Genomic DNA, 23,930 nt, shown 5'->3' with positions numbered 1-23,930 from the left:
AGGTGACAGAATGCTGAGCACTGCCGCATTACCGTAGCGCAGCCAGCACATGGTAGCGAACCTGGCTGCGCTGATCTTCATCAGCGAGCAGGCGTCCGGCACGGTCGACGACATAGAAGACGTCCACTGCCTCTGCGCCGAGAGTCTCCACGCGCGCGGCCCTGACGTCAAGACCGCATTCCCCGAATGCCTGCCCAATTCGCCACAATAGCCCCGGACGATCATGAACCCGGACTTCTACCACCGTAGCGGTCGCCGAGGCGTCGTCCAGAAGTGTCACCCTCGGCGGGGCCACGGGCACCCGCGCGGGCCGCGCCGCACAGGCCCGGCGTGCGAGGCGCCGCTCGATGTCGAGCCGCCCGGCGAGCACGAGCCGCAGATCGGCCTCGATCGTGGCCGGGTCGGGCGGGGAGCCGTACTCCGGGACCACGGAGAACTCGATCACCGCCGTCGTGCCCGCCGACGCCGCCGTGGCCGAGCGCACCACCAGCCGGTGCGCGGCCAGCACGCCCGCGGCACGCCAGAGCAGCCCGGGACGGTCCGGCGCGGCCACCGTCACCGCGCCGCCGTGCACACGTACCGCGCCACCGCCGTGGCGGGCCAGTGCCGCCTGTTCCGGGCGCAGCGCCGGGGCGGGCGGCGGGGGCGCGCCCGCGAGTACCGACCGCACCCGGCGTACCAGGTCCGACACCAGCGCGGCCTTCCAGCCGTTCCAGGCCGCGGGGCCGGTCGCCCGGCCGTCCGCGACCGCCAGCGCGGCCAGCAGGTCCAGCACCTCGCGGGTGCCCACCGCCTCGGCCACCCGGCCGATCGTCACCGGGTCGGCGAGGTCCCTGCGGGTCGCGGTCTCGGGCAGCAGCAGATGGTGGCGGACCACGGCCGCCAGGACGTCCACGTCGGCGGGCGGCAGGCCGATGTGCGCGCCGATGTCCCTGGCCACGACCTCGCCGGTGACCGAGTGGTCGCCGGGCCAGCCCTTGCCGACGTCGTGCAGCAGCGCGGCGATCAGCAGCAGGTCGGGGCGGGACACCTCGCGGGTGAGCGCGGCGGCCCCGGCCGCGGTCTCGATCAGGTGGCGGTCCACGGTGAAGCGGTGCACCGGGTTGCGCTGCGGGCGGTGGCGGACCCGTTCCCAGTCGGGCAGCAGTCGTACCACCAGCCCGGCCTGGTCCAGGTCCTCCCAGACGGGCACCGCGGCGCGGCCCGCGCCGAGCAGCGCGACCAGGGCATCGCGCGCCGCGTCGGGCCAGGGCACGGGCATCGGCGCGGAACGACCGGCCAAGGCTGCGACCGTGGCCGGCGCGAGCGGCAGCCCGGCCTCCGCGGCGGCGGCAGCGGCACGCAGTACCAGCGCCGGGTCCCTCGCCGGATCCGCGCCGCGGGCCAGCGCGACCTCGCCGCCGTGCTCCACCACGCCGTCGGCCAGCGGCCTGCGCTGCCGCTGGGCGGGCCGGGAACGCGGCCGGTCCACCGCGCGCCAGGTGCCGTCCAGCGCGTGTGTCACGGTACGGCCTGCCTCGGCGACCCGGCGCATCAGCGTCTCGGCGTCCAGCAGGCCGAGCGCTTCGGCCACCGCGTCCTGCTCCTGGAACACCAGCCGGTCCGCGCCCCGGCCGGTCACCAGGTGCAGCGCGTGCCGGACGTCCAGCAGCAGTTCGTACGCCTCCCGCACGCGCGGCCCTGGTCCCCCCGCCACCCAGGCCGCGGCCACCGCCCGCATCGCCTGGACGTCACGCAGCCCGCCGCGCGCGTCGCGCAGGTCGGGTTCGAGCAGGAAGGCCAGCTCACCTGAGGTCCGCGCACGCAGGTCCGCGGCCTCACGCAGCTCGGCCAGCCGCCGCGCGGAACCCGCCCGCCACTCGGCGAGCACGGCCTCCCGCACCGACCTGGTCAGATCGACGTCCCCGGCCACATGCCTGGCCTGGATGAGCCCGAGCACCGCCCTGAGGTCGTCCCCGGCGACCTCGACGGCCTCCTCCTGCGTGCGCACGGAGTGATCCAGTGCGACGCCGCTGTCCCAGATGGGGTACCACAGGCGGTCGGCGATCCCGGCGATGTCCTGCCTGCCGTCATGAACGAGCACGAGGTCCAGGTCGCTCCCCGGCGCGAGCTCCCCCCTGCCCAGACTGCCCACCGCCACCAACGCCACCCCGCGCGGCCCCTCCCCCGGCCCCACCACCCCCGGCCCGGCACACGCCGCCCCCAGCAACCCGCCCAGCCACCGCTCCACCCCGACCACCCGCTGCCTGCGATCACCCGCAAACGACCGAGGTGCGCTGACGACATCCGCCGTGCTCGCACGGGGCTCGGGCGCCTTCAAGGTCGCGTCCTCCCCTCCACCTGCTCATTGCGACGCTGACGCGTCACGGCTCGGGCGCTCATAACCGGCGCGCTTCCCTCGTCACTCATCCGCTCGTCCCTGCTCATGGCGACGCTTCGCGTCGCGGCTCGGGCGCCGATAACCGGCGCGCTTCCCTCGTCACTCATCCGCTCGTCCCTACACACTGCGACGCTGACGCGCCGCGGCTCGGGCGCTGATAACCGGCGCGCTTCCCTCGTCACTCATCCGCTCGTCCCTACACATTGCGACGCTGCGCGTCGCGGCTCGGGCGCTGATAACCGGCGCGCTTCCCTCGTCGCTCATCCGCTCGTCCCTCGCTCCTTCGACTCCTCAGTCCAGAGCACCGGCACGCCCTCACGGGCTCCTTCGACTCCTCAGTCCAGAGCACCGGCACGCCCTCACGGGCTCCTTCGACTCCTCAGTCCAGAGCATCGGCACGCCCTCACGGGGGTCCTCCCTTCCTCGGTCCAGGGCACCGGCGCGTCCCTCGGCCGGGGGTCCTTCGTCTCCGGGTCCGGGCGGGATCGCCGTCCGGGCGTGGTGGCGGTTGTGGGTTAGAGGGCTTCGGGGCCGCGTTCGCCGGTGCGGACGCGGACTGCCGTGTCGACCGGGACGGACCAGACCTTGCCGTCGCCGATCTTGCCGGTTCGGGCGGCCTTGACGATGACCTCGATCACCTCGTCGGCGTCGTCCTCCTCGGCCAGGACCTCAAGGCGGATCTTGGGGACCAGGTCCACCTGGTACTCCGCGCCGCGGTAGACCTCGGTGTGGCCGCGCTGTCTGCCGTACCCGCTGGCCTCGCCGACCGTCATGCCGGTGACGCCGTGCGCTTCGAGCGCGGCCTTCACATCATCGAGCTTGAACGGCTTGATGACGGCGGTGATCAGTCTCATGTGCCCACCTTCCTGGTGCTCTGCGCAGCCGGTACGGCCGGGCGGCCGACCGTGGACACCCCGGCGGCGTGTACGGTGCCGAGGTCGTAGCCCGTCTCGGCGTGTGTGGTGATGTCGATGCCGGTGACCTCGTCGTCGTGCGGTACCCGCAGGCCGATGAATCGGTCCACGGCCTTGGCCAGGCCCCAGGAGACGGCGAAGGAGTACAGGCCGACCGCGACAGGGCCGAGGATCTGGACGCCGAGCTGGGAGAGCGGCCCTCCGTAGAAGAGCCCCTGGCTCTGGGCGGTCCCCGCGACCGGGTAGGCGGCCACGAAACCCAGCGCGACCGCGCCGATCACGCCGCCGACCAGGTGGACGCCCACCACGTCGAGCGAGTCGTCGAAGCCGAGCCGGTACTTCCAGCTCACCGCGTACGAGCAGACCGCCCCCGCCAGCGCGCCGATCAGGAACGCCGCCCACGGATCGACGAACCCGCAGGCCGGGGTGATCGCGACAAGTCCGGACACCGCCCCGGAGGCGACGCCGAGCGTGGTGGAGTGTCCGTCGCGGAGCTTTTCGACCAGGAGCCAGGAACCGGCCGCCGCGGCGGCGGCGACCTGGGTGTTCATGAACGCCAGCCCTGCCGTACCGTCCACCGCCAGCTCCGAGCCCGCGTTGAACCCGAACCAGCCGAACCACAACAGCCCCGCGCCGAGCAGCACCAGCGTGAGATTGTGCGGGCGCATCGGGTCCTTCCGCCAGCCCGCCCGTTTGCCGAGGACCAGTACCACAGCCAGCGCCGCGGCCCCCGCGTTGATGTGGACGACCGTGCCGCCGGCGAAGTCCTCGACACCGAGGCCGCTCAGCCAGCCGCCGCCCCACACCCAGTGCGCGACCGGGAAGTAGACGACGCTCACCCACGCCAGCGCGAACACCACCCACGCCCCGAACCTGGCCCGGTCGGCGAGCGCCCCGCTGATCAGCGCGACGGTGATGACCGCGAACGTCATCTGGAAGGCGGAGAACACCAGGCTGGGCATCCCGGTGCCGTCGGTCTTGGTCGCCGTGTCGACGAGTCCGGACAGCCCCAGGTGGTCGAGGCCGCCGATGATCTTGTGGAGCGGGCCGGTGCCGTCGCCCACGGGGTCGAAGGCCAGCGAGTGCCCGTAGAGCACCCAGGCCATGGTCACCACGATGATGCTCACCCAGGACATCATCATCATGTTGAGAACGCTCTTCGCCCTGGTCATGCCCCCATAGAAGAACGCGAGGCCGGGCGTCATGAGCAGGACGAGGGCGGTGCTCGCGAGCATCCAGGCGGTCGAGCCGCTGTCGATCTCCATTTCGACGCGACCCTCCTTCCGATCGGCGGGTACCGGTGGTTCCCCCCGCGGTGGGCGCCTCCAGGGCTTCGTCGACCGGCCGCGTACCACGGGTTCAGTGAGCCATCAGCGTCGTCTTCCGCCGTTTCGAGTCCCGACAAGGTGTGTTTCACCTGGGTGAATCTCCGACATCTGGGGTTTCCACAATGTTTCGGAGGGACCAAAACCAAATGTTTTGGTAACTGCGGATTGGGGGCTTCTTCAGGGAACGGTCACCACCGCGCCGGTCAGCCGGGAACGTTCCGCCGCCCAGGCGACCTGGTGGCTGTGCAGGCTCTCGCGGGGATCGGACAGGATCAGGCCGGGATCGTCCTGGGCGATGGCGTCCAGGAACGCCCTGACCAGCGCGCCGTCACCGCCGCCATGACCGTCGGCGGCCGACGGGCCGCCCTCGGCCACGTCGATCTCCTCGGTGGCCCCGGTGAGGAAGTCGGTCACCGTCAGGACGTGGCCGTCGCCCTCGATGGAGCCGTGGGTGCCGAAGATCCGGGTCTTGCGGAACGCGAGCGGGGTGAACGCGGTCATGGTGAAGGACGCGCTGGCCCCGCCCTCGAATTCGAGGTTGACCACCTGGTGGTCGACCACATCGTTGTCGCAGTCGTACACGCACCTGCCGTAGGGGCCCTCGCGCAGCGCGCGGAGCACGCCCTGTTCGGTGGCGTCGGGCGTGAGCACGGAGAGCGGCCATGACTCGCGGCGGGGGTCGCCGACGAAGGAGAGGTAGGTCCGTTTGGCGGAGTAGGGGCAGGTGGTCTCGACCGCGCAGTCCAGGCAGCGGTCCGCCGCGCCCGCCGGGCGGTTCTCCGGCCGGAAGTGGTGCAGGCCGCCGAAGGAGGAGGCCCGCACCACCCGGCGGCCCACGATGTGGTGCAACCAGTCGAGGTCGTGGCAGGACTTGGCGAGCAGCATGAACGTCGACTCGTCCGAGCGCCGCCAGTTGCCGCGTACGAAGGAGTGCGCGTGGTGCCACCAGCCGACCGGCTCCAGATGCTGCACGCTGACGACCTCACCGATCCGGCCGGAGCCGACCAGGGCCTTGGTGGCGCGGGTGTAGGGGGTGTAGCGCAGTACGTGGCACACTGCGAAGATCACTCCGGCCCGCTCGGCGGCCGCCACGATCGCCGCGCAGTCCTCCTCGCGGACCGCCATCGGCTTCTCCAGCAGGATGTGGTAGCCGAGTCCGGCCAGGCGTACGGCGGGTTCGACGTGGCCTGCGTCCTGGGTGGCGATGATCACGGCATCGGCGAGCCGGGGGCGTTCGGCCAGGTGCCGCCAGTCGGTGAACGCCTCGGCCTCCGGGTGCTCGGCGGCGGCCTTCGCCCGCCGTACGTCGTCGGGCTCGGCCACGGCGACGACCCTGGCACCGTGCCGTACGGCGTGGCCGGCGTAGGTCGTTCCCCTGGAACCCGCGCCCACCACCGCGAGTGTGATCATGAGCATCCTCGATTATGTAAGGGGTTAACGTATCTTGCTCGGATGCTAGATTGCGGCTCGATGGCGGTCAATGCTCGTTGGCGAGGTCGGATATGCAGAAGGTTGACGTAACCCTGGTGCGACAGGTGAACACCCGGGCGACACTGCGCGCGCTGCGCGCGGGCGACGCGCCGACGCTGACGGAGCTGGCCAGGGCCACCGGGCTGTCCAGGCAGACGGTGGAAACGGTGCTCGGCGAGCTGGCCGGGCGCGGGCTGGCGCGGGAGATCCCGCCGAGCGAGGGCGGCCCCGGGCGTCCGGCCCGCCGTTTCCAGTTCCGCGCCGACGCGGGCTACGCGCTGGGGCTGGACGTGGGGGCGCACCGGGTGCTCGCGCTGCTCACGGACCTTGACGGCACGGTGGCCGCCACCGAACGCGCCCCCATCACGCCCGACGCCCCGGCGTCCGAACGGCTCGCCGCGCTCCGGGCGGTGGCCGAGGCGTGCCTGACCAGGGCGGGCATCGTCCGCACCCGGCTGGGCGCGGTGGCGGCGGGCACCCCGGGCGTCGTCGATCGCAGCGGCCGGGTCACCGTCGCCGGCGCCCTGCCCGGGTGGAGCGGCCTGGACCTGGCCGGTGTGACCGGCGGGTGGTTCGGCCTCCCGGGGTTCGCCGGCAACGACGCCAACCTGGCCGCCGTGGCCGAACACTGGCGGGGTGCGGCCCGGCACGCCGGTGACGTGGTGTACATCCTGGCGGGGCATCGCCTCGGTTCGGGCATCCTCATCGGGGGGCGTCCCCACCTCGGACGTACCGGCGCGGCGGCCGAGATCGGCACCCTGCGCCTGCTGGGCTGGGAAGACGCCCCGGCCGAGCTCACCGGCGAGGCCACAGCCCACGCGATCTTCACCGCCGCCGCCCAGGGCGACCCCACCGCCCTTGCGGCCATCGACCGCTACGCCCACCGCGTCGCCCAGGGCGCCTCCGCCCTGATCCTGACCATCGACCCCGAACTCGTCGTCCTAGGCGGCGGCCTCGCCCACGCCGCCGACCTCCTCCTCACCCCCCTCCGCACCCACCTCGCCCCCCTCTGCCTCACCCCCCCAGAAATCACCGCCTCCACCCTCGGCGACGAGGTGGTAGCCCTGGGCGCCGCCCGCCTCGCCCTCGACCACATCCACCAAGAACTCCACATCTAAGCTTTGGTTCCGGTTGGCAGCGAGGTGTCCCAGCCGTGCCGGCGGATGCCGGTAAAGAATGTGTTCAGCGCGCAGATGAAGCTGGCCTGATAGGGGCCGCTGGTGGTCATGAGGTGCGGGTGCGCGAGGTAGCGCTCCAGCACGGCCCGGTCGATGTCGGCGAGCCGGTCGACGTCCGGGGCGTGATCAGTGAGGAAGGCCGCGAAGTGGGTGAGGGCGCGGACGTGCAGGAGACAGGTGGTTTTGCTGGATCCGGTCGACAGTCGCCATCGCAGCCGGCGTTTGGCCACTTCACGTAACCAGGGCTGAGGTATGCGATCGAAGCGCAGGACGGCGTTGGCGACGCTCGGCCCGAGGTTGCGCAGCCGCCATACGTCGCGGGGGAATTCGTTGTCCCAGCCGGTGCCTTCCACCAGCGTGTCGAGTTTCCGTCGCCCGAAGAGGATCAGATGGACGGCGTCACGGCGCGATGGGTTGCCTTTGGGGGTCAGCGTCCGCCACTGTTCTTCCGTCCGTTCCAGCAGGGTGGCCACGCCGGTGAAGGTCAGGAGGCGGATCATCGCGCTGACGGTGACAGGAGTGGCCTTCCCGCAGGAGTCGTCGCGTCGGCACTGCGGTCGCACCTCCTGGCGCAGGTGTGGGGGCAAGGCGCTGAGGATGATGCGCTCAGAACAGGCTTTGGGACTGTGTCCACCGCGGGCAGCAGTGAACCAGGCACTCTGCCGGAGGCCGTTTGTCACGATCGGCCGCAGCAGCCCCAGCCCGGCAGGAAGGTCAGGACGGCCCAGCCGCTCCCAGGCGCTGCGGTGAGAATGGCAGATCCCCTCATGCCCGCTGGCGAAGTCGCACTCGGCGACGGCGCGTTTCGGGATCGGTCCGAGCGCTCTGACAAGACGCGCTGTGGCCGCGAACTGCTCCAGATCGGGACGGCCGAAGTACTGCCAACGCCTATAGTGAGCGTTGCGGAGCCCCCGGGAGACGGCGCCTCGCGGGCACCCGGCCAGCACGGCGTCGCGCCGAACACCGGGTCGCCGACCGCGAAGATCACCTCATCGACGCGGAATTCGGGCCGGATCACGGCCATGAGCTTCTCCCGGAGTCCCGACGGAACCGGAGCGGGCCGCTTGGTTCGTCTGAGGTCGGCCGCCGAGCCGGTGGTCACCAGGTCACCTCGTTTCCGGTGAACCACCCTGCGGCTTCCAGGCCTTTCGGGCGTCAGCGGCGGTGAGGTGGCCATAGACGGCCGGTGTCACGGCGATCGAGCCGTGTCCCAGCAGCACCGAGACAGTCTCCACCGGCACTCCGTCGCGCAGCATCCGTGTCGCCGCGGTGTGCCGGCACCAGTGCAGGTCGAAGTCCAGGCCCGTGTGCCGCCGGATGCGTTTGACCAGGTCGTAGACCGCCGAGTAGGTCAGGGCGTGGCGCGCCGCCATCGCGATCGCCGACGCCGAAGGACTCGGCGCGGGCCCGATGTCGCTGTATCGGCACGTGACGGGCAAGGACGAACTGGTGACGCAGATGGCCGACGAGGTCTTCGGCGAAGCGGAGCTGCCCGTCCCTGGGCCGGAGGGGTGGCGGGCCAAGCTCGAACCGGTCGCCCACCGGCAATGGAAGCTGTCCCGGCGGCACCTCTGGCTGCCCAGGGCCGTCTCGTTCACCCGCCCCTTGCTGGTGCCCAACATGATGGCCCACACCGAGTGGACCCTGCGCGCACTCGACGGGCTCGAGTTGCCCATGGAGACCAGGATCCGCGAGGCGCTCACACTGCCCGCGCTGGTCCACACCGTGGCGCTGTCCATGGCGGAGGAGGCCGAAGCCGAGCAGGAGACCGGAATGACGCTCGACGGGTGGCGGCAACTCCAGCGCAGGCGGGCCGGCGAACTCCTCAGCACCGGACAGTTCCCGCTGCTGGCCATGCTCCCCGAGGAGACGGTGTCGGACCTGGACGGGATGTTCGACTACACCCTGGAACGCCACCTCGACGGGTTCGCCGTCATGCTGGGCGGGGGGCTCGTGTCTCCTCCGGCACCGCGAAGGACCCGCCATCCTTCTGGACGAGTCAGTCCTGGGACACCTTCTTCAGCGGCCGTGTCGTGCACCGCGCGGGGCCGTAACGGCAGACGCCGACGTCAGCGAGAGAGGTGTGCGCCCGAGCAGGCTGCGAGCCGTTCTGGTCAGGTGGGACTGGTCGGCGAAGCCCGCCGCGGCTGCGGCGGTGGCCACGTTGCCGCCGGGCAGGCCGGCGATCGCGTTCCGCAGCCGTCCCCATCGGCGTAGCCGGGCGAGTGGGACCCCCGCCGATTCGCGGACCAGGGTACGGAGCCGTGACGCCGACAGGCCCACGTCCGCGGCGATGGCCTGGACCGTGGCGCCATGCTCAGCATGCACGGCTTGTCGCAGGGCGTGTGCGACTCGGGTGTCGAGCGCGGAGGCGGGGCCGGTGAAGGCGATGAGCTCGCGGAAGGCCGCGGTCAGGTCGTGACGGCCGGCACCGTCCGCGCCGAGTGCCGCGTGCAGGCGGCGGACCGTGTCGGCGGCAAGGCGGACCAGCCCGAGACCTGAAGGCAGCAGCCAGGGGTCGATGAACAGGGCCACGTACCCGGACTCGGTCGCGCAGGTGTGCGCGAGCTGGGGCGGCACGATCAGCCCCGCCGCCGCGACGTCGCCGATCCAGGCGGGGCCGGCCACCGGCAGCACCACCTTCCAGGCCGGGTGGTCGTGGCAGGTGACACGGGCCCCGCCGGACTCGCCGAACAGCGTCATACCGTCGCCGGTGGCGAAGACGAGCCGGCGATCGTTTTGTTCAAGCGCCCACGCGCGATAGGCAGACAGCATCGCTCCATGGATGTTACCGCCGCCGTCATCTTGGCCGTTTTCCTCATCGCGGTGGGGGCCACCCACTTCGTGCTTCCCGCATACTTTCGCTCCCTGGTGCCATCCTGGATCGGGCCCGCGCGCCTGCTCGTGGCCATCAGTGGCGCGGCGGAGATCGTCGTGGGTGCGGTGATCCTGCTGCCCTCCACCCGATCCGCCGGCGCCTGGGCGGGCGCCGCCCTCATCACCGCCTACCTGGCCTCCCACCTCGATGCCATGCGGTACGCCCGTCGCGGGCACCCCAGCGTGCTGCTGCGGCCCTTCGGCGTCGCGGCGCGACTGCTGGTCAACCTCGCCTACATCGGCTGGGCCGTCGCCGTCGCCTTGACCGCCGCATGATTCTTAGCCCAAGCTAAGCCAATATCACCAAAGCCCCGCCGGTCATCAGCGCCCAAACGACCGGTCCGAGGGAGGAAATCGCGCCCGAGTCGCCGACTTCCCGGATGGCGTCCCGCCGAATGGTGTAAATAGAAACGTTGAAATCGGACTTCACGCAGGTCGGCTACGCCAGACCGCAGGAAAGTCCCACCACTCCGCAGGACGCGATCGCTTCCTTCCCGCGCCGGAGCCACGCGTTACGGGTCCGCGAGATGGTGTCCCGCCGAGTGGTGTAAATGGAGCCGTATCAATCGGACATCGCGGCAGGTCAGCCAGCCCAGGCCGCGGGGAGGTTCCACCACTCCGCAGGACGCGATCGTCCGCGACGACCGACAACCATGCACGGCCCGGCCGCGGCCGCACCTGGACAGCGCATTCAAGGAGCGAGGGACGAGCGAAGCGCCCCCAAGCCATGGGATCGCGTCCCGTTGTGTAAATAGAAGCCTGCAAATCGAACATCGCGCAGGTCGGCCACTCCAGGCCGTAGGAAGTTCCACCACTCCGCGGGACGCGATCAGCCATGACGCACAACACCCCCAAGCACCCGAATCGCAACCCGTCAGCACCGCGCAAGAAGTGAGCTTCCCCTAGGATGCAACCACCACGACCACTCCACGGACCCGGGCGCGCCTGTACTAAGGATCGACGAGAAGGGGTACGCCGATCCCCGGATCGCGCCCTGCGAAGTGGTGGAACCTCCCCGCGGCCTGGCGTGGCCGACTTGTGGGATGTCCGATTTGGACGCTCCCATTCACACCATCCCGGGGAACACCATCTGCGCGCGTCCCGCGGAGTGGTGGAGTTTCCCCGTGGCCTGAGCTGGCCGACCTGCGCGATGCCCGATTTGAGCGCTCCCACTCACACCACTCCACGGGACGCGATCAGCCAGGTTGCGTCCACGGAAGTGGTGTACGAGTTTGACCAGGTCACAAGCGTGGCGGCACGACATGAAGTCGGCCATCGCGTGATCCTTCGAGTGCTCACATCAAGATCGAAGGAGCACGGCGATGGCCGCAGACAGCAATGTGCCCACCCCGCAGTGGCTCGCGCAGCAACTACAGACCGATGACCCCGACATGTTGCGCTCCATCGTGAAGACCATGGCCGAGGTGTTGATGTCGGCCGACGCCGACGGCCTGTGCGGCGCCGCCTACGGCGAACGCAGCGACGAGCGGGTCAACTCCCGCAAGGGCTACCGCACCCGCCAGTGGGACACCCGCGCCGTTCAGGCCGAACACCCGCCGTCGAGAGCGGCAGCGGCCCGCCGACCATGTGGAGCGGTGATAGAGAAGGTCCGCCCTGGATGAAAGAAGTGGAATCCCCCCTGGCCCGAGCAGGCCGACCTGCGCGATGCCTGATCTGAGCGTTCCCACTCACACCACTCAGCGGAACACCCTCGACACCAGGCGGCAAGGAGCCGCGCAGCTCAGGCCGAACACCCATCGTCGAGAGCGGCAGCGGCCCGCCACCCATATGGAGCGGTGATAGAGAAGGTCCGCTCTGGATGAAAGAAGCCGCATGCCCAAACCAAACATCCCCGTCAAGGGCGCAGCGACCTCCCGGCCAACGGCACGGCGAAATGGGACAGGCGATCTAGCCGGTGCTGGAACGGCGACCAGCCACAACCCACGCGAAACCCCGGACACCAGACCGCTGACGAGCACGGGCAGGCGGCGAGAGCGGGCCCGCCGTACGCCGGGCGAAGCCCGGCAAAGAAAGATCGTCCGAGCGGAGCGAGGCCCTTTGGGCGCGCGAAGCGCGTCCCCCGCCGAAGGCGGGGTTTGGGCGCGAGCGGAGCGAGGCGCTTTGCTTTGCCCGGGCGCGGTCGTGTCCGCAGCGACGAGCGATGGAGTGAGGAACGAACGACTGAGCGAGGAGCGGAGGACGCGACCTCGAAAGCGCCCGGGCCCGCGCGAGCGCAGCGAGCGCCATGAACACAGCCCCGCGCGAGCGAAGCGAGCGCAATACTACGCAGCGGCTAGTTTGCGGAGGCGGGCCAAGGCGTCGCGTTCGATGCGGCGGGCGCGGTCGCGGCCGATGCCGTAGCGTTCGCCGACCTCGGTGAGGGTGTGTTCGCGGCCGTCGACCAGGCCGTAACGCCAGCGGAGCATTTCGCGGGTGTTGTTCTCCAGGCCGGTCAGCCACTCTTCGAGGCGTTCGCGTTCGAGGACGTCGATGGCCTGCTGCTCGGGGTCGGCCCAGGTCTCGGCGGCGATCATGTCGCCCAGTTCGGTCTCGTCCTCGTCGCCCACGCCGAGCTGGAGGGAGACCGGGTCGGAGGCCCAGCGGCGCAGTTCGCGGACGCGTTCGATGGGCAGGTCGAGGACCTGGGCGAGGTCGTCGTCGGTGGGCTCGGCGTCGAACTCGGCCAGCATGTCCCTGCGGACGCGCATCAGGCGGGTCATCTGCTCCCCCGCGTGGGTGGGCAGCCGCACCGGGCGGGCCTGCTCGTGGATGGCGCGGCCGACGGACTGCCGGATCCACCAGGTCGCGTACGTGGAGAACTTGTACCCCCGCCGGTAGTCGAACTTCTCCACCGCCCGGACCAGCCCCAGGTTGCCCTCCTGGACCAGGTCGATCAGCGGCATCCCCCGCCCGGAGTACTTCCGGGCCACCGCCACCACCAGCCGCAGGTTGGCCTGGATGAACTCGTCCTTCGCGCGACGGCCGGAGACCGCCAGCCGTTCCAGCTCCTCGTCGGTGGCGTCACCGACGCGGGGCTCGGCCATGGCCGCGTCGAGCAGCTGCTCCGCGTACAACCCCGCCTCGATGCGCTTGGCCAGCTCGACCTCCTCCTCGGCCGTCAACAGGGGCACTCGCCCGATTTCCGCCAGGTAAGTGCCGAGCAGGTCTCTATCCGAAACCTGCTGTTCCTGTGCGCGATTCCCCGTGGGCCTTGCCATCCCCTGGCACCTCGTTCCCGCCGCTGCCCAAGATTGCGTCTATTTGCGTATGCGTGTTCTTGAGTGGTTAGTACTGACTGCGCCGTCTGCTTCGATCAACGACTCGATCAGGGCAAAGATTCCCTCAATGCATACGCCCGCAGGACGGTTTTCGTTTCCTCCTTACGGAGGATGCACGGGCGGCGGGCGGAAGTCATGCCACCTTGCGACCACCCCGCCAGACCTGGTGGATGAGCGGTACCCCCGGCCGGTACGCCAGGTGAACGTAGGAGGGCGCGTCCAGGACCGCCAGGTCGGCGCGCGAGCCGGGGCGCAGGACCCCGATGTCGTCGCGGCGCAGCGCGCGTGCCCCTCCGTGCGTCGCGGCCCTGACCGCCTCAAGCGGGGTCATCCGCATCTCGCGGACGGCGAGTGCGATGCAGAACGGCATCGAGGAGGTGTAGGAGGAGCCCGGGTTGCAGTCGGTGGCCAGCGCGACCGTCGCGCCCGCGGCCAGCAGCCGCCGCGCGTCCGGGTACGGCGAGCGGGTGGAGAACTCCGCCCCCGGCAGCAGCGTGGCCACCACGCCCGAGGTGGCCAGCGCCGTGACGTCGTCGTCGCTCAGGTGGGTGCAGTGGTCGGCCGAGGCCGCGCCCAGCTCGCAGGCGATCTCCACCCCGGGTCCCACGCCGAACTGCGCCGCGTGCACCCGTGCGCCCAGCCCCGCCGCGATCCCGGCGGAGAGGATCTCCCTGGTCTGGTCGCCGTCGAACGCCCCCCGCTCGCAGAAGACGTCGATCCACCTGGCCAGCGGCGCGCAGGCGGCCAACATCGGCCCGGCCACCTGGCGGACGTAGTCGTCGGTGCTCACCCCGGCGGGTACGACGTGCGCGCCCAGGAAGGTGGTCTCCTCGGTGAACGCGCCGGCGATCTCCAGCGACCGGCGTTCGTCCTCCTCGGTCAGGCCGTACCCGCTCTTGATCTCCACGGTGGTGGTGCCCTGGGCGAGCATCTCGGTGACCAGCGCGGCCGTCCGCGCGGCCAGTACCGAGTCGGCGGCCTCCCTGGTCGCGGCGACGGTGGTGCGGATGCCGCCCGCGCGGTACTGCTCGCCGGACATCCGCGCGACGAACTCCGCCGTGCGGTCGCCCGCGAACACCAGGTGGGCGTGGCTGTCCACGAAGCCGGGGAGCACGCAGCGCCCCCCGACGTCCACCCGCCGGTCGGCCTGTGGCGCGCTCGCGGCGGGCCCCACCCAGGCCACGGTCTCGTCCTCGACGACGAGGGCCGCCGAGGCGATCTCCTCGCCGCCCGTCTGGTCGCCGGTGTAGAGAAGCCCGATCTCATCGAACAGAATTGATGCCACTTAAATGCCCTTTGTTAACATCGGCCGGAAGTATGGGAATTTGCGCCCGGTGCTCAAATCGAATTGATCGCGGCGGACAGGAGCGGCCCGATCTCGCCGAGCGCGTGCCGTCCTTCGGCGACGACGCGACGGCCGCCGGACACCACCGAATGCACATCGGCGGCGGTGGCCGCGAACACGACGGACTCGGCGGCGGTGGCCGGGCTCGCGCCCGCCGTACGGACCGAGTCGAGCCGGACGGACACCAGATCGGCCCAGGCCCCGGGGATCAGCGTGCCCGCGTCGGGGTAACCGAGGGACGCCTGGCCCGCCGAGGTGCCGGCGGTCAGCAGTTCGGCGGCGGTCCAGTGGCCGCGCTGTTCGGTGGCCAGCCGTTCGTCCAGCTCGACCGCGCGGGCCTCCTCGAACATGTCGATCATCGCGTGGCTGTCGGTGCCGAGCGTGATCGGCGAACCGGCGTCGTGGGCAGCGCGGGCCTTGCCCACGCCGTCGGCCAGGTCGCGTTCGGTGGTGGGGCACATGCACACGTGCGTGCCCGACTGGCCGAGCAGGGCCAGGTCGACATCGGACAGGTGGGTGGCGTGGACGGCGCTGGATCGGGGGCCGAGCACGCCGTGCTCGTGCAGCACCTGCACCGGGCTGGCCGCGTACATCTCCACGCAGGCGGCGTTCTCGGCGCGCTGCTCGGAGACGTGCACGTGCAGCGGCACGGCGTGGTGGTGGGAGTACTCGGCGACGACGGGCATCTGCTCGGGCGGCACCGCGCGCACCGAGTGGACGGCCGCGCCCACCACGACGTCGGCGGCCCCCGCGTAGTCGGCGGCCAGCCGTTCGGTGCGTACCGCCCAGCGTTCGGCGTCGCCGTCGCCGAACCGCACCTGCGGTCCGGCCAGCGGCATCCCGACGCCACCGGCGAGGTAGCAGGTGTCCAGCAGGGCGATCCGCAGCCCGGCCTCGCGCGCCGCGCGGATCAGCGCGTGCCCCATCGCGTTGGGGTCGTCGTACGGCGTGCCGTCCGGCTGGTGGTGCAGGTAGTGGAACTCACCGACGCAGGTGACGCCCGCCAGGACCATCTCGGCGTACACGGCCTTGGCGAGGGTGTAGTAGGAGTCGGGGCCGAGCGATCCGGCGACGCGGTACATCTGCTCGCGCCAGGTCCAGAAGCTGCCCTTTTCGGCCTGAGTCGAGCCGCGCAGCGCCCGGTGGAAGGCGTGCGAGTGGGCGTTCGCGAAGCCGGGCAGGGTCAGCCCGGCCAGGCGTACGGCTCCGGCGGGCGGCTCGGCCACCCCGGGCAGGACCTCGGCGATCCGCTGTCCGTCCACCCTGATCAGCACTCCCTGGACCACCTCGCCGGGAGGCAGCCAGGCCAGCTCACACCAGTAGTTCATCGGCGAGCTCCTTGAGGGCGTCGGCGAGGGCGGCGACACCAGCGTGACAGTCGGCGGGCTCCGCGTGTTCCTCCGGGGAATGGGAGATTCCCGTTGGATTGCGGACGAACACCATCGCGGTGGGCACGCCCGCCGCGGCGAGGATGCCCGCGTCGTGGCCCGCCCCGGTGCCGATCAGCGGCGCGCCGCCGAGCGCGGCGGCCAGGCGGGCGGCCAGCGACGGGTCGAACTCCACCCGCGGGCTCCAGGACTCACACCCCACCTGCGCGCCCGCGCCGACCTCGGCGACCAGGTCGCGTACCGCGTGCTCGTCCTCGCCCCTGGCGTCCAGCCAGGCGGTGACGTGCCCGGGGATCGCGTTGGCGCTGCCCGGCGAGACCCGGACCTTGGCCACGGTGGCGACCACGCCGCGCCGCTCGGCCGCCGTCCTGGCCGCGAGGACCGCCTGGGCGAACGGGATCATCGGGTCGTCCCGGTCGGCCAGCCGCGTGGTGCCCGCGTGGTCGGCCCGGCCGGTGAAGTCCAGCCGCCAGCGGCCGTGCGGCCAGATGGAGGCGGCCACGCCGATCGGCGCGTCCATGTCGATCAGGGCCCGGCCCTGTTCGACGTGCAGTTCCACGAAGGCGCCGATGTGGCGGCGCGTCTCGGCGTCGGGGCCGAGCGCGGCCGGGTCGCGGCCCGCCCGGCGCAGTACGTCGGCCATGGTGTCACCGTCGTCGTCGGTCAGCCCGCGCGCCCGGTCCGGCTCGACCACGCCGGTGAGCAGCCGCGATCCCATGCACGGCACGCCGAACCTGGCGCCCTCCTCGTCGGTGAAGCAGGCCACCCCGAGCGGTACGCCGAGCCGCACGCCCTGTTCCCGCAGCAGGTCGACCGCCGCGAACGCGGACACGACCCCGAGCGGCCCGTCGAAGGCCCCGCCTTGCCGTACCGAGTCCAGGTGGCTCCCGGTCACCACCCCCGGACGCGTGTCCGGGTCGCCCCACCATGCCCACAGATTTCCGTTGCGGTCCTCGCGCAGGTCGAGGCCGCGTCGCCCGGCCTCCTGCCGGAACCACTCACGCAGTTCGAGATCGGCCGCCGACCAGGCGTCCCGCAGGTAACCACCCCCCGCGTCCCGTCCCACATCGGCCACCGCCGCCCACATACCGTCGAACTCCATCGCCGATCCCCTCAATCGCCTCGTGGCGGTGTCCCGATCATGCGCCCAAGGGTAGACCGCACCCATATCGAGAGGACAGAACACCCCAGGGGGTACATCACACCCGCAGAGCGGACCTTCACCCCAAACCGGAAACCGGACTCTCCCTTCCCCGCCAACGGGCGCGTCATACCTCATCCGGCGGGGCGCGTATTCGTAGGGTCGGAGGGGTGAGTGACACGAACGGGCAGGTCAGACTGCCCGCCGCCTTCGCCTGGTCGCCGAGGGGCTGGCCGTCGGAACGGGCGTTCGCCGAGCCGGGCGCGGCGGAGGTCTGGTGTTATACCGACAAGTTCGCCTATCTCCCCGGCGAGACGGTCCGCTTCCACCTCAGCGCGAGCGTCCCGTCCTTCGATCTGGAGGTGGTCAGGGACGGCCTCGCGCCACAAGTCGTATGGGCACGTCAGGGACTCACCGCGGGGCGCTTCGAGGCCGCGCCCGACGCATACGCCGTGGGCTGCGGCTGGCCCGCCGGGGCGGAGCTGGAGATCCCCGCCGGCTGGCGCAGCGGCTTCTACATCGTCACCGTGCGCGCGGCCACCGCGGACGGCGAACTATGGGAGCGCGAGCACTTCTTCGTGGTCAAGGCCCCGGCGGGCCGGCGGGCGCGGGCCGTGCTGGTGCTGACCACCGGCACGCTGCTGGCCTACAACGACTGGGGCGGCGCCAACCACTACCGCGGCCTGGGCGACGACCCGCGGCACGACGCCGGCTCGCCGCTCTCCTCCACCCGGCGGCCGATCGCCCGCGGCATGATCCGCAAGCCGCCGGGCGCGCCCCGGGAGGCCGCCACCGGATCGCTGCCGATGTACGGCATGCCGCGCTACCCCTCCTATGAGTGGGCCCGGCTGTCCGGCTACAGCCGTCACCACGCCGACGCGTTCTGGGCCACCTACGAGCGGCACTTCGCGCTGTGGGCCGAGCGCAACGGCTACGAACTCGACCACCTCACCCAGCACGACCTGCACTTCGACCCCGCCGCCCTGGACGGGTACGCCTGCGCGGTGATCGTCGGCCACGACGAGTACTGGTCCTGGCGGATGCGCGACACCATCGACGCCTTCGTGGACGCCGGGGGCGGGCTGGCCAGGTTCGCCGGGAACTACCAGTGGCAGGTACGGCTCAGCGACGACGGCACCACCCAGTACTGCTACCGCCTGCCGTCCGCCGACCCGGCCGCCCGGGAGACCCCGCACCTGGCCACGACCGTGTGGGAGGCCCGATCGGTCGGCAGGCCCGGCGCGACGACCATGGGGCTCAACGGCCTCGGCGGGATCTACAACCGGTACGGCGTGGCGACCCCCCGCTCCTCCGGCGGCTTCACCGTCTACCGGCCGGAACACTGGGCCATGGCGGGCACCGACCTGTACTACGGCGACCTGCTCGGCGGCCCGCCGTCGTTCCTGGCCGCCTTCGAACTGGACTCGGTGGAGTACACCTTCCGGCGCGGGCTGCCGTACCCGACGTTCGAGGACGGCGCGCCGGAGACGCTGGAGATCCTGGCCCTCGCGCCCGCCGTACGCGGGGAGGAGGACCGCTTCGGTGGGCGGGTGCCGATCGGCGGGCCCGAGGAGGAGGTCTACGACTACAACGCCGACCTCGGCGACGACCTGCCCGCGTACGTCCACGAGGGCGGGATGCGCGGCGCCGGGATGATCGCCGCGTTCACCCGAGGCGCGGGCGAGGTCTTCAACGGCGGGTCCACCGAGTGGCCGCACGTGCTGGCCCTCGGCGACCCGTTCGTCGAGCGGATCGCGCACAACGTGCTGCGCCGCTTCGGCGCGAAAGGACCAGAAAAGGGGCTCTGACCTGCGGGTACTCTACGTACCACAGGGAGGAGTGAGCCTGTGATCGAGACCAAGACGCCGAACGCCCTGGCGGGCGACGCCATGGGCACCAAGGACCTCGTGTTCACCGTCCTGGCGGCCCTGGCGCCCCTGACGCTCATCGTCGCCGTCGCGCCGCTGCACTTCCTCAAGGGCGGGGCGGCCGTTCCCGGCGGGTATCTGGTGGCGGGCGCGGTGATGGCGCTGTTCGCGGTCGGCTTCATGACCATGAGCCGCTATGTCCGAAACGCCGGGGCGTTCTACGCGACCATCTCCCGCGGGCTCGGGCGTCCGGCGGGCTCCGGCGCGGCCATGCTGGCGGTGGTCGCCTACAACGGCCTGCAGATCAGCACGTACGGCGCGCTCGGCGTCTACGCCGGGACCACGTTCGCCAAGTACACCGGCCTTTCCGTGCCCTGGTACGTGTTCGCGCTGGCCGCCCTCGTCCTGGTCGCCTGGCTCGGGTACCGGGGCATCCACACCAACGCCCGGGTCCTCGGCGTCCTGCTGGTCCTGGAGATCGCCGTCCTGGTGATCCTCGCGGTGTCCGTCCTGGTCAGGGGCGGGATCACCGACTGGTCGGCCACGTCGTTCGCCCCCACGACCGTCTTCGCCCCCGCCAACGCGGCGATGTTCGCGCTGGTCGCCGGGGCCTTCATGGGCTTCGAGGCGACCGCCATCTTCAGCGAGGAGGCGCGCGGCGGCATCAGGACGGTACGCCGGGCCACCTACCTCGCCGTCGGCTTCATCGCCGTCTTCTACGCCTTCATCACCTGGATCGTGGTCATCGACTACGGCTCGGCGAACATCGCCGCCGCGGCCGAGGCCGACCCGGTGAGCCTGGTGGTCGCGGTCTTCACCGCCAACGTGCCGGGCCCGCTCGTCGAGGTGATGAACGTCCTACTGCTGACCAGCGCGTTCGCCGCCCTGCTGGCCCTGCACAACGCGGCCAACCGCTACTTCTTCGCGCTCGGCCGCGAGGGGCTGCTGCCGCGCGGGCTGGGCCGTACCCATGCGCGCACGAAGGCCCCCTGGGCGGCCGGACTGCTCCAGACCGCCGTCGCGGCGGTCGTCGTCGGCGCGTTCGCGATCTTCGGGCTGGACCCCTACCTGGGCCTGCTGCTGTGGGGCAGCGCCCTCGGGTTCCTCGGCATCATCACCCTGTGGGCGCTGTGCAGCCTCGCGGTGATCCGGTTCCTGCGGGCGAACGCCCCGGAGGCCGGGCTCTTCCGGACCACCATCGCGCCCGGCCTCAGCTTCGCGGCCCTGGCCGTGGTGCTGGTGCTGGTCCTGGTCAACCTGCCGCTGCTGACGGGCGCGGGCACGGCGGCCAACCTGGTGATCGTCGGCATCGGCGTGGTCGCCGTCGTCGCGGGGGTCGCCCGGGCGCTGTACCTGCGGTCCCGGTCGCCCGCCCGCTACCTGGGGCTGGCGCAGACGTCGGTCGCCGAAGGGCGGTGAGCGGGGATGGCCGGGCGGGAGGTACGCGGTTACCGCACGGTCGCCCTCCCGTTCAACGCCCCCCGCTCGATCCTGGACGACGGCGAGTCCTATCCGCTCGGCGAGCGGACCCTGTACGGCCTCCCCTTCGACTTCGGCGCGGAACGCGGTGACGCGGCGCTGCTCCGGGTCGGGCCGGAGGCGGTGACGATCCCGCTGGGGCGTACGTTCCGCTGGATGGCGATCGCGCACGCGCTGGAGTCCCCCGACCTGTTCGAGGGGGCGCCCGCCGGTGAGGTGCGCGCGCACTACACGCTGGTCTACGAGGACGGGCGGCGGGAGCGGCTGCCGATCCGGCTGCGGTTCGAGATCGGGCCGACGCCGCGGCTGTGGAGCGACCGGGCGATCCCGCTGGACTGGGGGCAGACGCCGTTCCTGGCGGTGCCGGACGCGCAGCATCGGCTGATGCCGCGCGTCCACGGCAGGTTCGACGCGGCGGGCGCGCGATTCGTGGACATCGACGACCCGCAGGCCAGGTCGCCGTACGTGCTGCCCTACCGCTTTTACCTGTGGCCGTGCCGCAACCCCCGGCCGGAGGCGCGGGTGGCCGCGCTGGAGGTGCGCTCGCTCGGCCCGGACGTCCTGATCGGCGCGCTGACCACCGGCGACCTGGACGAGGACCCGCTGGGCCGTACCGTGTGGCGGGACGTGCTGATCGACCTCGGCCCGCCAGCCGGGCCGGTGGGCGAGGACCTGTCGGTCGAGGTGGACCGCGGCTCGGCGACCTACGTCTACCGCCGCGCCGGTGACCCCGGCGCGGACCCGCCCGCGTGGGGCGCGCCGATCGAGGAGGAGCACCGCGCGTACGTCCGGGTGACCGCGACACCATCGGCCCGGCTGACGCTCCGGCGCGGCCCGGCCGTGCTCGCCGCCTGCGACTGGGGAGCCCTGCTCGCCACCGGGCGGCACTCGGCGGACGGGGTGACCTGGCGGCTGCCGGACGCGGGCCGGGCATGGGTGCGCACGGTGGTCCGTGACTCCGCCACCGGCGAGCCGGTGCCGTGCCGCGTCCACTTCCGCTCGGCCGACGGCGTGCCGTACGCGCCGCACGGCCACCACGGGCACCTCAACTCCGACGGCAACACCTGGAACCTCGACATCGGCGGCGATGTCCGGCTCGGCGCGATCACCTTCTCCTACATCGACGGCGTCTGCGAGGGGTGGCTGCCGTTCGGCGAGGTCGTCGTGGAGGTGGCGCGCGGGTTCGAGTACGAGCCGCTGCGCGCCACCGTCACGGTCGGGCCGGACAGCGCGGAACTGGACCTGACGCTCACCCGCGTCGCCGACCTGGCGGCGGAGGGCCGCTACTCCGGCGACACCCACGTCCACTTCGTCTCCACCCTGGGCGCGGAGCTGGAGGCGCGCGGCGAGGACGTACGGGTCGCCAACCTGCTGCTCAGCCAGTGGGGGCACCTGTTCACCGGCACCGAGGAGTTCACCGGCAGGCCGCACACCTCGGCCGACGGCCGCACGCACGTCTTCGCGGGCCAGGAGAACCGCAGCGGCATGCTCGGCCACCTCAACCTGCTCGGCCTGCGCCGCCCGGTCATGCCGTGGTGCACGGGCGGCGCGGAGGAGTCGGAGCTGGGCGGCGGGCTGGAGACCACGCTGTCGCACTGGGCCGACGAGTGTCACGAGCAGGGCGGCACGGTGGTCCTCGCGCACTTCCCGGTGCCGGACGGCGAGGCCGCCGCGCTGCTGGCCACCGATCGGCTGGACGCCGTCGAGATGATCGCCTACGACCCCTACAACCTCGCGGAGTACTACCGCTGCCTGAACGCGGGCTACCGGGTGACGCTGGCCGGCGGCACCGACAAGATGACCGCGGAGGTGCCGATCGGGCTGGTCCGCACCTACGCCCAGGTGCCGCAGCAGGAGGACTTCGACTACTGGGCCTGGTGCCGGGCCGTACGCCGCGGCGCGACGTTCGTGACCAGCGGCCCGCTGCTGTGGCTGCGGGCCGATGGCCGGGAGCCGGGGCGCGAGCCGCACCCGCCCGGCGGCGACTCCGTCCGCGTGGAGGCGGAGGCGCTGTCGATCTTCCCGATCGACCGGATCGAGATCGTGGTCAACGGCTGTGTCGCCGCCGGGCGCACCTCGCCCGGCCCAGGGCGCGCGCTGGAGGTGGCCGCCGACGTACCGGTCACCGAGGACTCCTGGATCGCCGCCCGCTGCTTCGGGCCGGGCGCGGGGGTGGCCCGCCACCACGACGTGTGGGCCCGGCCGATCATGGCCCACACCTCCCCGGTCTACCTGCGCACCGGCGCGGAGTACGGGCGGTTCGACGCGGGCACCATCGAGCACCTGCTGAACCTGGTGGAAGGGTCGCTGGCGCACATCGAGGAGCGCAGCCGCCTGCTGTGGCCGGGGCGGGTCCGCCACCGCCACGGGCCGGACGACCACCTGGACTTCCTGCGCGCGCCCTTCCTCGCCGCCCGCGGGGAACTGCTCCGCCGCCGGGCGCGCGGAGCCTAGTCCACGTAGAACTCGCCGGTCTCCTCGGCCATCCGGTCCAGCTCGGAGAGCCGCGCGCCGGTGCGCAGCGGGGCCGCCTCTGCCATCGCCTCCACCAGGGCCATGGCCAGGGCCAGTGGCGCGGCGTGCGACCCGGCGGCCGGGCGATCGGCCACCGGCGCGTCGAGCACGACCTCGGCCGGGAAGGGCACCGCGGGCCGGTCGGTGATCGCGGCGATCCGCAGGCCCAGCCGGTCGGCGTAGGTCAGCGCACGGACCGCCTCCGCCGGGTAGCGGGGCAGCATCACCGCGAGCACCCATTCGGCGCCCGCGCGGCGCGCCGAATGCAGGCCCTCGGCCAGCTCGGAGCCGCCGTGGGTGAGCATCCGCACGTCGGGATGGACCCGTCTGGCGTAGTGGCAGAACGTGGTGGCCAGCCCCGCCGACGCGCGCAGCCCGAGCACCGGCAGCGGCTCGCCCGCCGCCAGCGCCCCGCCGAGGTCGCCGATCCGCTCACCGAGACCGTCGCCCTCCTCCGCGCACAGCCGCTCGTGGACGGCGGAGAGATTGCGCAGCTCCGCCTCCACTCCCGCGCAGTGACGCGCCTGCCCGTGCGCCGGCGGGGCGGCGGGGCCGGTGGCCTCCTCGCCGCCCAGCGCCAGCGGACGCAGTGCCTGCCGCAGCTCGGGGTAGCCGCCGAAGCCGAGCACCATGGCGAACCTGGTCACCGAGGGCTGGCTCACCCCGGCCCGCTCGGCCAGCTCCACGCTGGACAGAAAGACCGCCTCGGTCAGGTGACTCGTGAGGTACCGCGCGATGCGCCGCTGAACGGGCGACATCTTCCTGCCGTT

The 23,930-nt window shown here is 71.9% G+C and carries 18 protein-coding genes and 2 pseudogenes; 8 read left to right on the top strand and 12 right to left on the bottom strand.

The genetic code is table 11. From position 1 onward, the window contains the following. Positions 1–28: 28 nt before the first annotated feature. The 4 genes from DP939_RS36675 to DP939_RS36660 all read right to left on the bottom strand — a co-directional run bounded on the left by DP939_RS36675 (position 29) and on the right by DP939_RS36660 (position 6,032). Complete coding sequence (locus DP939_RS36675; RefSeq protein ID WP_113985434.1) at positions 29–2,320, bottom strand: [protein-PII] uridylyltransferase; 2,292 nt, start codon at positions 2,318–2,320, stop codon at positions 29–31. A gap of 575 nt (positions 2,321–2,895) precedes the next feature. Further along, positions 2,896–3,234 carry a P-II family nitrogen regulator gene (locus DP939_RS36670; protein ID WP_113985433.1) on the bottom strand — a complete coding sequence of 113 codons (339 nt, stop codon included), beginning with the start codon at positions 3,232–3,234 and terminating at the stop codon, positions 2,896–2,898. Further along, a complete protein-coding gene (locus DP939_RS36665) occupies positions 3,231–4,559 on the bottom strand; it encodes an ammonium transporter (RefSeq protein ID WP_113985432.1) in 1,329 nt (442 codons plus the stop codon). Before DP939_RS36665 ends, DP939_RS36670 begins: the two co-directional genes overlap by 4 nt. Positions 4,560–4,799: 240 nt before the next feature. Further along, positions 4,800–6,032, bottom strand: coding sequence for a Gfo/Idh/MocA family protein (locus DP939_RS36660; RefSeq protein WP_318656339.1), 1,233 nt, complete (start codon positions 6,030–6,032; stop codon positions 4,800–4,802). Between the two features lie 116 nt (positions 6,033–6,148). Here DP939_RS36660 and DP939_RS36655 point away from each other — a divergent pair, with 116 nt between their 5' ends. Then, a complete protein-coding gene (locus DP939_RS36655; RefSeq protein ID WP_199565657.1) occupies positions 6,149–7,210 on the top strand; it encodes an ROK family transcriptional regulator in 1,062 nt (353 codons plus the stop codon). On the opposite strand, the gene DP939_RS36650 is transcribed toward DP939_RS36655, so the two are convergent. Beyond that, positions 7,207–7,770 carry a hypothetical protein gene (locus tag DP939_RS36650; protein ID WP_113985429.1) on the bottom strand — a complete coding sequence of 188 codons (564 nt, stop codon included), beginning with the start codon at positions 7,768–7,770 and terminating at the stop codon, positions 7,207–7,209. The genes DP939_RS36655 and DP939_RS36650 overlap by 4 nt on opposite strands. 606 nt (positions 7,771–8,376) lie before the next feature. Further along, the gene (locus tag DP939_RS47275) at positions 8,377–8,643 is read right to left on the bottom strand and encodes a tyrosine-type recombinase/integrase (protein WP_199565656.1); all 267 of its coding nucleotides are present in this window, start codon (positions 8,641–8,643) and stop codon (positions 8,377–8,379) included. Positions 8,644–8,680: 37 nt separating this feature from the next. Between DP939_RS47275 and DP939_RS49460 the strand changes: the two are divergent. After that, a pseudogene (locus DP939_RS49460) lies at positions 8,681–9,196 on the top strand (TetR/AcrR family transcriptional regulator C-terminal domain-containing protein); the annotation flags it as partial. Between the two features lie 93 nt (positions 9,197–9,289). On the opposite strand, the gene DP939_RS49455 reads toward DP939_RS49460, so the two are convergent. Continuing rightward, entirely contained in the window at positions 9,290–9,553 is a 264-nt protein-coding gene (locus tag DP939_RS49455) for a helix-turn-helix domain-containing protein (protein WP_225878727.1), read from the bottom strand. Positions 9,554–9,583: 30 nt separating this feature from the next. On the opposite strand from DP939_RS49455, the gene DP939_RS47265 reads away from it, so the two are divergent. The 3 genes and pseudogenes from DP939_RS47265 to DP939_RS36630 form a co-directional block, all read left to right on the top strand. Further along, on the top strand, positions 9,584–9,772 hold the full coding sequence (locus DP939_RS47265; protein WP_199565663.1) for a hypothetical protein: 189 nt from the start codon (positions 9,584–9,586) through the stop codon (positions 9,770–9,772). A 279-nt stretch (positions 9,773–10,051) separates the two neighbouring features. Continuing rightward, the gene (locus DP939_RS36635; RefSeq protein ID WP_113985428.1) at positions 10,052–10,423 is read left to right on the top strand and encodes a DoxX family protein; all 372 of its coding nucleotides are present in this window, start codon (positions 10,052–10,054) and stop codon (positions 10,421–10,423) included. Between the two features lie 1,046 nt (positions 10,424–11,469). Next, positions 11,470–11,682 (top strand): annotated as a pseudogene (locus DP939_RS36630) (transposase); the annotation flags it as partial. A gap of 747 nt (positions 11,683–12,429) precedes the next feature. Here the strand turns inward: DP939_RS36630 and DP939_RS36625 are convergent. The 4 genes from DP939_RS36625 to DP939_RS36610 all read right to left on the bottom strand — a co-directional run bounded on the left by DP939_RS36625 (position 12,430) and on the right by DP939_RS36610 (position 17,260). Then, a complete protein-coding gene (locus DP939_RS36625; protein WP_113985426.1) occupies positions 12,430–13,365 on the bottom strand; it encodes a sigma-70 family RNA polymerase sigma factor in 936 nt (311 codons plus the stop codon). Positions 13,366–13,558: 193 nt separating this feature from the next. Further along, on the bottom strand, positions 13,559–14,710 hold the full coding sequence (gene hutI, locus DP939_RS36620; RefSeq protein WP_113985425.1) for an imidazolonepropionase: 1,152 nt from the start codon (positions 14,708–14,710) through the stop codon (positions 13,559–13,561). 53 nt (positions 14,711–14,763) lie between these two features. Next, positions 14,764–16,098 (bottom strand): formimidoylglutamate deiminase, encoded by a 1,335-nt coding sequence (locus DP939_RS36615; RefSeq protein WP_113985424.1) that lies wholly within the window; start codon positions 16,096–16,098, stop codon positions 14,764–14,766. Next, on the bottom strand, positions 16,082–17,260 hold the full coding sequence (locus tag DP939_RS36610; RefSeq protein WP_199565654.1) for an allantoate amidohydrolase: 1,179 nt from the start codon (positions 17,258–17,260) through the stop codon (positions 16,082–16,084). The genes DP939_RS36615 and DP939_RS36610 overlap by 17 nt, the downstream gene beginning before the upstream one ends. Before the next feature lie 209 nt (positions 17,261–17,469). On the opposite strand from DP939_RS36610, the gene DP939_RS36605 reads away from it, so the two are divergent. The 3 genes from DP939_RS36605 to DP939_RS36595 are packed head-to-tail and all read left to right on the top strand — an operon-like array spanning position 17,470 to position 23,100. Beyond that, positions 17,470–19,107: a N,N-dimethylformamidase beta subunit family domain-containing protein gene (locus tag DP939_RS36605; RefSeq protein WP_113985423.1), complete on the top strand. Its 1,638-nt coding sequence runs from the start codon at positions 17,470–17,472 to the stop codon at positions 19,105–19,107. 39 nt (positions 19,108–19,146) lie between these two features. After that, the gene (locus DP939_RS36600; RefSeq protein WP_113985422.1) at positions 19,147–20,586 is read left to right on the top strand and encodes an APC family permease; all 1,440 of its coding nucleotides are present in this window, start codon (positions 19,147–19,149) and stop codon (positions 20,584–20,586) included. 6 nt (positions 20,587–20,592) lie between these two features. Beyond that, positions 20,593–23,100: a CehA/McbA family metallohydrolase gene (locus DP939_RS36595; protein WP_113985421.1), complete on the top strand. Its 2,508-nt coding sequence runs from the start codon at positions 20,593–20,595 to the stop codon at positions 23,098–23,100. Here DP939_RS36595 and DP939_RS36590 read toward each other — a convergent pair. Beyond that, positions 23,097–23,918, bottom strand: coding sequence for a MurR/RpiR family transcriptional regulator (locus DP939_RS36590; protein ID WP_113985501.1), 822 nt, complete (start codon positions 23,916–23,918; stop codon positions 23,097–23,099). The genes DP939_RS36595 and DP939_RS36590 overlap by 4 nt on opposite strands. Between the last annotated feature and the right edge of the window lie 12 nt (positions 23,919–23,930).

This window comes from Spongiactinospora rosea, from assembly GCF_003315795.1.
GTDB lineage: Bacteria > Actinomycetota > Actinomycetes > Streptosporangiales > Streptosporangiaceae > Spongiactinospora > Spongiactinospora rosea.
Note: the sequence above shows the minus strand (reverse complement) of the source record. Positions and strands in the feature narration are given on the sequence as shown.

Bases quoted from the DNA above. Each gene is read 5' to 3' on its own strand.
- DP939_RS36670 (WP_113985433.1), bottom strand. From the start codon at position 3,234: ATGAGACTGATCACCGCCGTCATCAAGCCGTTCAAGCTCGATGATGTG.
- DP939_RS36665 (WP_113985432.1), bottom strand. From the start codon at position 4,559: ATGGAGATCGACAGCGGCTCGACCGCCTGGATGCTCGCGAGCACCGCC.
- DP939_RS36660 (WP_318656339.1), bottom strand. From the start codon at position 6,032: ATGATCACACTCGCGGTGGTGGGCGCGGGTTCCAGGGGAACGACCTAC.
- DP939_RS36650 (WP_113985429.1), bottom strand. From the start codon at position 7,770: ATGATCCGCCTCCTGACCTTCACCGGCGTGGCCACCCTGCTGGAACGG.
- DP939_RS47275 (WP_199565656.1), bottom strand. From the start codon at position 8,643: ATGGCGGCGCGCCACGCCCTGACCTACTCGGCGGTCTACGACCTGGTC.
- DP939_RS47265 (WP_199565663.1), top strand. From the start codon at position 9,584: ATGCTCAGCATGCACGGCTTGTCGCAGGGCGTGTGCGACTCGGGTGTC.
- DP939_RS36635 (WP_113985428.1), top strand. From the start codon at position 10,052: ATGGATGTTACCGCCGCCGTCATCTTGGCCGTTTTCCTCATCGCGGTG.
- DP939_RS36625 (WP_113985426.1), bottom strand. From the start codon at position 13,365: ATGGCAAGGCCCACGGGGAATCGCGCACAGGAACAGCAGGTTTCGGAT.
- DP939_RS36615 (WP_113985424.1), bottom strand. From the start codon at position 16,098: ATGAACTACTGGTGTGAGCTGGCCTGGCTGCCTCCCGGCGAGGTGGTC.
- DP939_RS36610 (WP_199565654.1), bottom strand. From the start codon at position 17,260: ATGGAGTTCGACGGTATGTGGGCGGCGGTGGCCGATGTGGGACGGGAC.
- DP939_RS36595 (WP_113985421.1), top strand. From the start codon at position 20,593: ATGGCCGGGCGGGAGGTACGCGGTTACCGCACGGTCGCCCTCCCGTTC.
- DP939_RS36590 (WP_113985501.1), bottom strand. From the start codon at position 23,918: ATGTCGCCCGTTCAGCGGCGCATCGCGCGGTACCTCACGAGTCACCTG.